The organism is Methylobacterium aquaticum, assembly GCF_001043915.1.
GTDB classification, from domain to species: domain Bacteria; phylum Pseudomonadota; class Alphaproteobacteria; order Rhizobiales; family Beijerinckiaceae; genus Methylobacterium; species Methylobacterium aquaticum.
In genome coordinates this window covers 1-7080 of sequence record NZ_LABX01000259.1, presented here as the reverse complement: position 1 = coordinate 7080, position 7080 = coordinate 1, and the positions used below count along the sequence as shown (strand labels likewise).

General features: G+C 72.6%; 8 protein-coding genes and 1 pseudogene. 2 read left to right on the top strand and 7 right to left on the bottom strand.

Annotation, left to right across the window (positions count from 1 at the left end):
• Positions 1-153 precede the first annotated feature (153 nt).
• Positions 154-1527, top strand: coding sequence for an MFS transporter (locus tag VP06_RS28235; RefSeq protein ID WP_048467134.1), 1374 nt, complete (start codon positions 154-156; stop codon positions 1525-1527).
• A gap of 32 nt (positions 1528-1559) precedes the next feature.
• Positions 1560-1868: a putative quinol monooxygenase gene (locus VP06_RS28230; protein WP_048467133.1), complete on the top strand. Its 309-nt coding sequence runs from the start codon at positions 1560-1562 to the stop codon at positions 1866-1868.
• 16 nt (positions 1869-1884) lie between these two features.
• Here VP06_RS28230 and VP06_RS28225 read toward each other — a convergent pair whose 3' ends face one another.
• From VP06_RS28225 to VP06_RS37405, 7 genes and pseudogenes are all read right to left on the bottom strand, one after another.
• Complete coding sequence (locus VP06_RS28225; protein ID WP_156295819.1) at positions 1885-2790, bottom strand: NAD(P)-dependent oxidoreductase; 906 nt, start codon at positions 2788-2790, stop codon at positions 1885-1887.
• Positions 2787-3323: a carboxymuconolactone decarboxylase family protein gene (locus tag VP06_RS28220; protein WP_048467132.1), complete on the bottom strand. Its 537-nt coding sequence runs from the start codon at positions 3321-3323 to the stop codon at positions 2787-2789. The genes VP06_RS28225 and VP06_RS28220 overlap by 4 nt, the downstream gene beginning before the upstream one ends.
• Positions 3324-3426: 103 nt before the next feature.
• The gene (locus VP06_RS28215; protein ID WP_197093306.1) at positions 3427-3924 is read right to left on the bottom strand and encodes a c-type cytochrome; all 498 of its coding nucleotides are present in this window, start codon (positions 3922-3924) and stop codon (positions 3427-3429) included.
• A gap of 11 nt (positions 3925-3935) precedes the next feature.
• Positions 3936-5024 (bottom strand): protein-glutamate methylesterase/protein-glutamine glutaminase, encoded by a 1089-nt coding sequence (locus tag VP06_RS28210; protein ID WP_048467131.1) that lies wholly within the window; start codon positions 5022-5024, stop codon positions 3936-3938.
• A gap of 10 nt (positions 5025-5034) precedes the next feature.
• Positions 5035-5907 carry a CheR family methyltransferase gene (locus VP06_RS28205; RefSeq protein ID WP_048467130.1) on the bottom strand — a complete coding sequence of 291 codons (873 nt, stop codon included), beginning with the start codon at positions 5905-5907 and terminating at the stop codon, positions 5035-5037.
• Positions 5908-5933: 26 nt separating this feature from the next.
• Positions 5934-6407, bottom strand: coding sequence for a chemotaxis protein CheW (locus VP06_RS28200; RefSeq protein WP_048467129.1), 474 nt, complete (start codon positions 6405-6407; stop codon positions 5934-5936).
• 238 nt (positions 6408-6645) lie between these two features.
• Positions 6646-7080: pseudogene (locus tag VP06_RS37405) on the bottom strand (methyl-accepting chemotaxis protein); the annotation flags it as partial.

Below are 7080 nucleotides of genomic sequence, written 5' to 3'. Positions count from 1 at the left end.
GGAGAACACCCGCGCCGCGTCTTTCCCCGGGCCGTCCCGCCGCGGCCGAGGCGCGAGCCTGCCGATTACCGCGTCGAACCGCTTGCCAAGGCTGCCGCCGCGACCCATCCAGGGCAGGTGTCACAGCTTGCCTCTTCCTCTCCCGCCCCGGACATGACCACGCCCGCCCGCGAGGGCCTGCCGCCGGCCCGGCGCCGGCAGGCGATGGCGGCGGTGCTCGCCGGCGTGGCCCTCGCCACGCTCGACACTGCCATCGCCAACACCGCGCTCCCGACCATCGCGACCGATCTCGGCGTCGATCCGGCGGAGTCGGTCTGGATCGTCAACGCCTACCAGCTCGCCGTGGTGGCGACCCTGCTGCCGATCGCGGCGTTGGGCGAGATCGTCGGGCAGCGGCGGGTGTACCTGGTGGGGCTCGTGCTGTTCACCCTGGCCTCGCTGGTCTGCGCGCTCGCCTGGTCGCTGCCGGCGCTCGTCGCCGCGCGGGTGTTCCAGGGCGTCGGGGCGAGCGCCCTGATGGCCGTCAACGTCGCGCTGATCCGCTTCATCTATCCGACCCACGAGCTCGGGCGGGGCATGGGCCTGAACGCCTTCGTGGTCGGCGTGGGCTTCGCGCTCGGGCCGACCGTGGCCTCGCTGATCCTGGTGGCGGCGCCCTGGCCGTGGCTCTTCGCCGTCAACCTGCCGATCGGCCTCGCGGCCCTGGCGCTGGCCCGGCGGGCCCTTCCGGAGACCGGCCGGGCCGGCCACGCCTTCGACTGGATAGGCGCGCTTCTCACCGCCGCCACCTTCGCGCTGTTCGTGCTCGGCCTCGGCGAGGCGGCCCATGTCGGGCCGCTCTGGCGCGTGATGGCCGAGTTCGGTGGCGCGCTCGCCTGCGGCGCGGCGCTGCTGCGCCGCCAGGCCGGCCATCCGGCCCCGATGCTCGCCGTCGATCTCTTCCGGCGCCCGCTCTTCGCGCTCTCGGCGGCGACCTCGGTCTGCTCCTTCGCCGCGCAGGGGCTCGCCTTCGTGTCGCTGCCGTTCCTGTTCCAGCACGCCCTCGGGCGCTCGCAGGTCGAGACCGGCTTCCTGATGACGCCCTGGCCGCTGGTGGTCGCCGTCATGGCGCCGGTGGCCGGCCGCCTCTCGGACCGCTACCCGCCGGGGCTCCTCGGCGGGATCGGGCTCGCGATCCTGGCGCTCGGCATGGCCTCGCTGGCGGCGCTTCCGGCCGAGCCGGGCGTCGTGGGCCTCGCCTGGCGGATGGCGGTGTGCGGGGCCGGCTTCGGCTTCTTCCAGGCGCCGAACCTGCGCGCCATCATGACGAGCGCGCCGCAAGCCCGGGCCGGCGGCGCGAGCGGCATCGTGGCGACCTCCCGGCTCCTCGGCCAGACCACCGGGGCGGCCCTGGTGGCGGCGTGCTTCGCCGTCGCGGCGGCGCATGGCCCGGCCCTGGCGCTCGGGCTCGGCGCCGCCTTCGCGGGGATCGCCAGCGTGGTGAGCCTGTCGCGGCTGGCCGTCCGGCCGGGGCGAGAGGCGGCGTGACCGCGATTCATCAAACCAAGGAGGAAACCCCCATGATCCACGTCCTCGCCATCATCCGGACCAAGCCCGGCCTGCGCGACACGGTGCTCGACGCCTTCCGGGCGAACGTGCCGGCCGTCCATGCCGAGGAGGGCTGCATCGAGTACGGCGCGGCGATCGACACCGACGGCGTCGGCCCGTTCCAGGTGCCGTTCGGGCCGGACACCTTCGTGGTGATCGAGAAATGGGCGAGCCTCGACGCCCTGATGGCGCATGCGGCCGCGCCCCACATGGCCGCCTATGGGGCCAAGACCAAGGACCACATCCTCTCCCGGGCGATCCACGTCCTGTCGCCGACCTGAACCATCCGGGGCGCCCTCACCCCGAGGGCGCCCGGACCTTGACCCCGAGCATCGCCTCGAAGGGCAGCACCATTGCGCCCTTGTCGCGGGCACCGTGGCCGGCGAGGAGGGCCATCTGGTAGGTCGCGGTGGCCGCCGCCGTCACCGGCAGCGGGAAGCCGCGCCCGATCGAGACCGCAGCCGCGCTGACGAGGTCCTTGTAGGCTTTGGCCAGCGGATATCCCTCGTCGAACTCGCCCCTGAGGATCCGCGGCACGAAGTATTGCGAGGCGTAGCTGCGGCTCGTGCCGGTCGTCACCACGCTCGCGAGCCGCTCAGGGTCGAGGCCCATCGCCACCGCCATCGGCAGCACCTCGGCGAGCGCCGCGATGTTGATGTCGTAGATCACGTTGTTGATCGTCTTGGTGAGCTGGCCGCTGCCGAGCGGGCCCATATGCAGCACCTGGGTGCCGATGCGGTCGAGGAGCGGCGACATTGCCGCGAAGGTCTCGGGCGTGCCGCCGCACATCACCGTGAGCGTCCCGGCCTCGGCCCCGGCGGGGGCGCCGGAGACCGGCGCGTCGAGGACGGAGAAGCCCTGGGCTTCCAGCGCCTCGCCGAGTCGCACCGCCTGATCGTGCGCGATGGTGCTGAGATCGATCACCGTCGCGCCGGGCGCGAGCCGCGGCACCAGCCCGTCCGGGCCGAACAGCACCGCCTCCACCACGTCCCCGTCGGGTAGGCAGAGGACCAGCACGTCGGCGCCCGCGACCGCGTCCCGGTCGGTCGTGACGGTGATGCCGGGCTCCGACAGCGACGCGACGCGGGCCGGATCGGCATCGATTGCCACGATCGTCTCGGCGCCGGTCCCTTTGCGGGCGAGGTTGCGGGCGATCGGCCAGCCCATCTGGCCGAGGCCCATCACGGCGATGCGGCGGTTCACCGGACCACTCCCTTGTCGTCGGCGGAATCGATTCCGATCGCTTCCAGGAACCGCGACACCATGTTGTAGGCGCCGATCGTGGCGGTCAGCTCGACGATCGCCCGCGGGTCGAAATGCCCGCGCAGATCCGCAAAAACCCCCGGGTCGACGTGGATGGTGCGGGTCATCGCGTCGCAATAGGCCAGGACCGCGCGCTCGCGCGGGCCGAATACCTCCGCCGCCTGCCAGTCCGGCAGCGCGTCGAGTTGAGCCTGGGTCACGCCTTCGCGCAGGGCGATCGGCACGTGCTGCTCGGCCTCGTAGCGAGCGCCGTTCAGATGCGCGACCTGCACGATCACCAACTCGCGGATGTCGCCGGGCAGGGCGCAGCGCTGGCGGATCGCGGTCAGGAAAGCGAGCCAGCCCTCGGCGACCGGCGGACTGTGCAGCAGCATCGCGTAGAGATGCAGGATCTCGCCCCGCTCCGCGACGATCCGCTCGGCGAGGGCAGCCGTCTCGGGCCGGGTGGTGTCGGCATAGGGAATGCGGGCCATGCTCGGTCGTCTCCTCCAGTCGGCCCGGCCTCACGCCGCCGGGATCCGTGCGCGGCGTCAAGGGAGTGAGGCCCGGTGCCCGCGAACGAGCCCCGCGCCTGCGTCACCGCGTCGAGGCGGTCCCCGCCGAGTGCGAGTGCAGGTAGGCGATGACATCCGCCCGGTCCAGGGGATCGGCCAGTCCCTCGAACCGCATGCGCGTTCCGGGAGCCACCGTCATCGGGTCGGCAAGCCAGCGGTCCATCGCCTCCGGCGTCCAGGTCCCCCCGAGCGCGCGCAGGGCCGCGGTGTAGCCGTAGCGCGGGCTGTTGCTCGCCACGGGCTTGTTCATCACCGCGAACAGGTTGGGGCCGTTGCGGTCGCCCGCGCCGGGGCCGATCGTGTGGCAGGCGGCGCAGCGGCCGAACAGGCGGCCGCCCCGGCGGGAATCCGCGACGCGCATCGCCGCCTCGAGGGTCGGGCGGTCGCCGAGCGCGCGCCGCCGCTCGCCTCCATCGTCATCCGCGCAGGCCGAGACCAGCAGCGCGCCGCACAGGAGCAGACGGCGGCCGGCCCGGATGCCGCGTGATCGGCGGCGGGACGGGGCGCGACCCCGGACCAACTGCTCCGCCGTCAAGCGGAGCGGCTCAGGGGCTGGGCCATATGGAAGCGCAGGATCTCCAGGTGGAGGCGCTCGAGGGGCATCACCTTGGCGGCGGCCCCGCGCTCGATCGCCTCCTTGGGCATCCCGAACACGACGCAGCTCTCCTCGTCTTGGGCGATCGTCTGGGCGCCGGCGCGGCGCATCTCCAGGAGCCCGTTGGCGCCGTCGTCGCCCATGCCGGTCATCAGGATGCCGAGCGCGTTGGCTCCCGCGCATTGCGCCGCCGAGCGGAACATCACGTCGACGGATGGGCGGTGGCGCGAGACGAGAGGACCGTCCTTGACCACGACCGCGTAGGTCGCGCCCGTCCGCTGGATCAGCAGGTGCCGCCCGCCCGGGGCGATCAGGGCGCGCCCGGGCAGCACCGCGTCCCCGGTCTCCGCCTCCTTGACCGCGATCGCGCAGAGCCCGTCGAGCCGGCGGGCGAAGGCGGCGGTGAAATGCTCCGGCATGTGCTGCACGACGACGATGCCGGGCGAGTCCGCCGGCAGCAGCTCCAGCACGTCGCGCAGGGCCTCCGTCCCGCCGGTCGAGGCGCCGATGCACACGATCGGCTCGGTCCCGGCCACCCGGCGGGTCGGGACCGGCGGCGGCAGGATCGCGTCCGCCGACAGCTTGGCCTCCACGGTCCGCACGGTGCGCCGCGGGCGCAGGCGCGAGCGGGCGGCGGCCCGCACGGCGTCGCAGACCCGCACGGAGGATTCGACCAGGAACTGGCGCGTGTCGACCCGCGGCTTGGGCAGCACGTCGACGGCGCCGGCCTCCAGCACCTCGAACAGCATGCGCGACCCCGCCTCGGTCAGCGTCGAGCAGACGATGACCGGAATCGGCTTCTGCGCCATGATCTTGCGCAGGAAGGTGAGGCCGTCCATCCGGGGCATCTCGAGGTCGAGGATGATGACGTCCGGCACCTCCTCCTGGATGCGCCGCGCCGCCACGAACGGGTCGGCGGCGGTGCTCAGCACGGCGATGTCGGGCGCCGTGGCGAGGATCTGGCAGAGCGTCTGCCGCACGGAGGCGGAATCGTCGACGACGAGCACGCGGATCGGGGCGACCATGGTTGGCTCCTCAGCGCCGGAAGACCGTCGACGTCACCTGGGTCAGGCCCGGGACGCCGGCGACGGACATCGATTCGGAATGGCCCACGGCGAGGTAGCCGCCCGGGCGCAGATGGCCCGCGAGCCGCCCGAGCACCGCCCGCTGCGTCGGCCGGTCGAAGTAGATCAGGACGTTGCGGCAGAAGATGACGTCGACGTCGCGATCGACCGCGTAGCGCTCGTCCATCAGGTTGAGGTGGCGGAAGCGCACCCGGCGCCGCAATTCGGGCACGACCCGGCCGACCTGCCGGGCCGGGTCGCGGGCGGCCATGACGTAGCGGCGGCGCATCTCGGCCGGCACCGCGGCGAGCATCTCGTCGGAATAGATCCCGTCGTTGGCCGCCCGCAGGACCTCCGTCGAGACGTCGGTCCCGAGGATCGCGTAGTCGAAGCGGTTTCCGGCCGCGATCATGGCCTGGAGCACCATCGCCATCGTGTAAGCCTCGGCTCCGGTCGAGGCGGCGGCGCTCCAGAGCTTCAGCAACGGGCGCTCGCCGCGATGGGCCGGCAACGCGCAGAGCCGCGGCACCAGGGTCTCGCGCAGTAGGTCGAAATGCGCCGGCTCGCGGAAGAAGTCGGTCTTGTTGGTGGTCACGCAATCGACGAGATGCACGAACTCCTCGGCCAGCCGCCCCTCGTCGAAGAGGTGGCGGGCATAGGCGTCGAGGCTCTCCAGCCGGAGCGCCCGCACGCGCTTGCGCAGGCGTCCCTCGACCATCGTGCGCTTGCTGGACGGGAGCTGGATGCCGACGCGCGCCTCGATGACGTCGGCGATCGACTGGAAGTGACGCTCGCTCAGCTGTTGCGACGTGAGAGGAATCGACGCCGCGGGATGGAAGGTCATGGGGATCGTCACCGGGGCCCTGGTCCTCAGGCGGCCAGGGCCGGGCCGGCGAGCGCCGGCGCGTCGCCCGCCATCAGCCGCGCGAGGTCGAACACCACCACGAAGGCGTCGCCGCGCCGGCCGATGCCCGCGATGTAGCTGGAGCGCCAGCGCCCGCCGACCTCCGGGGCCGCCTCCATCTCGGCGCGGTCCAGCTCCGCTACCTCGAAGACCCGGTCGGCCACGAAGCCGACCCGCAGGATCCGCTCCGGCATCGGCACGTTGAGCAGGATGATCCGGGTCGCGGGCGTCGGCGCCTCCGGCGGCAGGCCGAGCTTGATGCGCAGGTCGACCACCGGATAGCTCTGGCCGCGCACGTCGATCATCCCGACCAGGAAGGCGGGCGCCTGCGGCAGGGAGGCGGGCATGCGGTAATCCAGGATCTCCTGGACGTTCTCGATGTCGATCCCGAAGGTCTCGCGTCCGAGACCCAGGGTCAGATACTGCCACACACTCGACATCTGGCACTCCGGCTTGCTTGCAGCCCTCCTCGACAGGAGGGCCTGATCGCGTCAATCGTCCGACGGGTGATCGAAGAGGCTCCCGGCCAGGCCGGGGCTCTCGGTGCACCTCACGAAACTCCCCGGCGGTGCGTGACGCCCTCGCGAGAGGGGAGGGCGGTCGGGAGCTTGGTGAGAGGCACGGGACATGACCTCCGACGGGCCTTGCGAGCAGCCATGCCCGCAAGGCCCGTCCCGGTCAGACGCGGCGGGCGAAATCGGCGTCGTGCTCGTCGCCCTCGCTCATGTCGAGGGCGAAGCCGCCCCGGCTCACGGCTTTCCGGGCTGGGCGCAGGGCGGAATTCCCCATGGCCGGCGCCTTGCCGGGCGCCTTCGCCGATGCCTTGCCGGATGCCTTGGCGGGCGACTTCACCACCGCCGAGGGGGCGGCCATGCGGGCCGCCGTGGCGCGCAACTGCGACACCGCCCCGTCGATCGGGCGCGCCTGCGGCACTGACGCCGCCGCCTCGCCGATCCGGAAATACGCGATCGCCGCCTGGAGCGCCTCGGCCTGTGCCGCCAGCTCCTCGGAGGTCGCCGAGACCTGCTCGGAGGCGCTCGCGTTCTGCTGCGTCACCTTGTCGAGCTGCTGGATCGCCTGGTTGATCTGGCTCGACCCGACATCCTGCTCGCG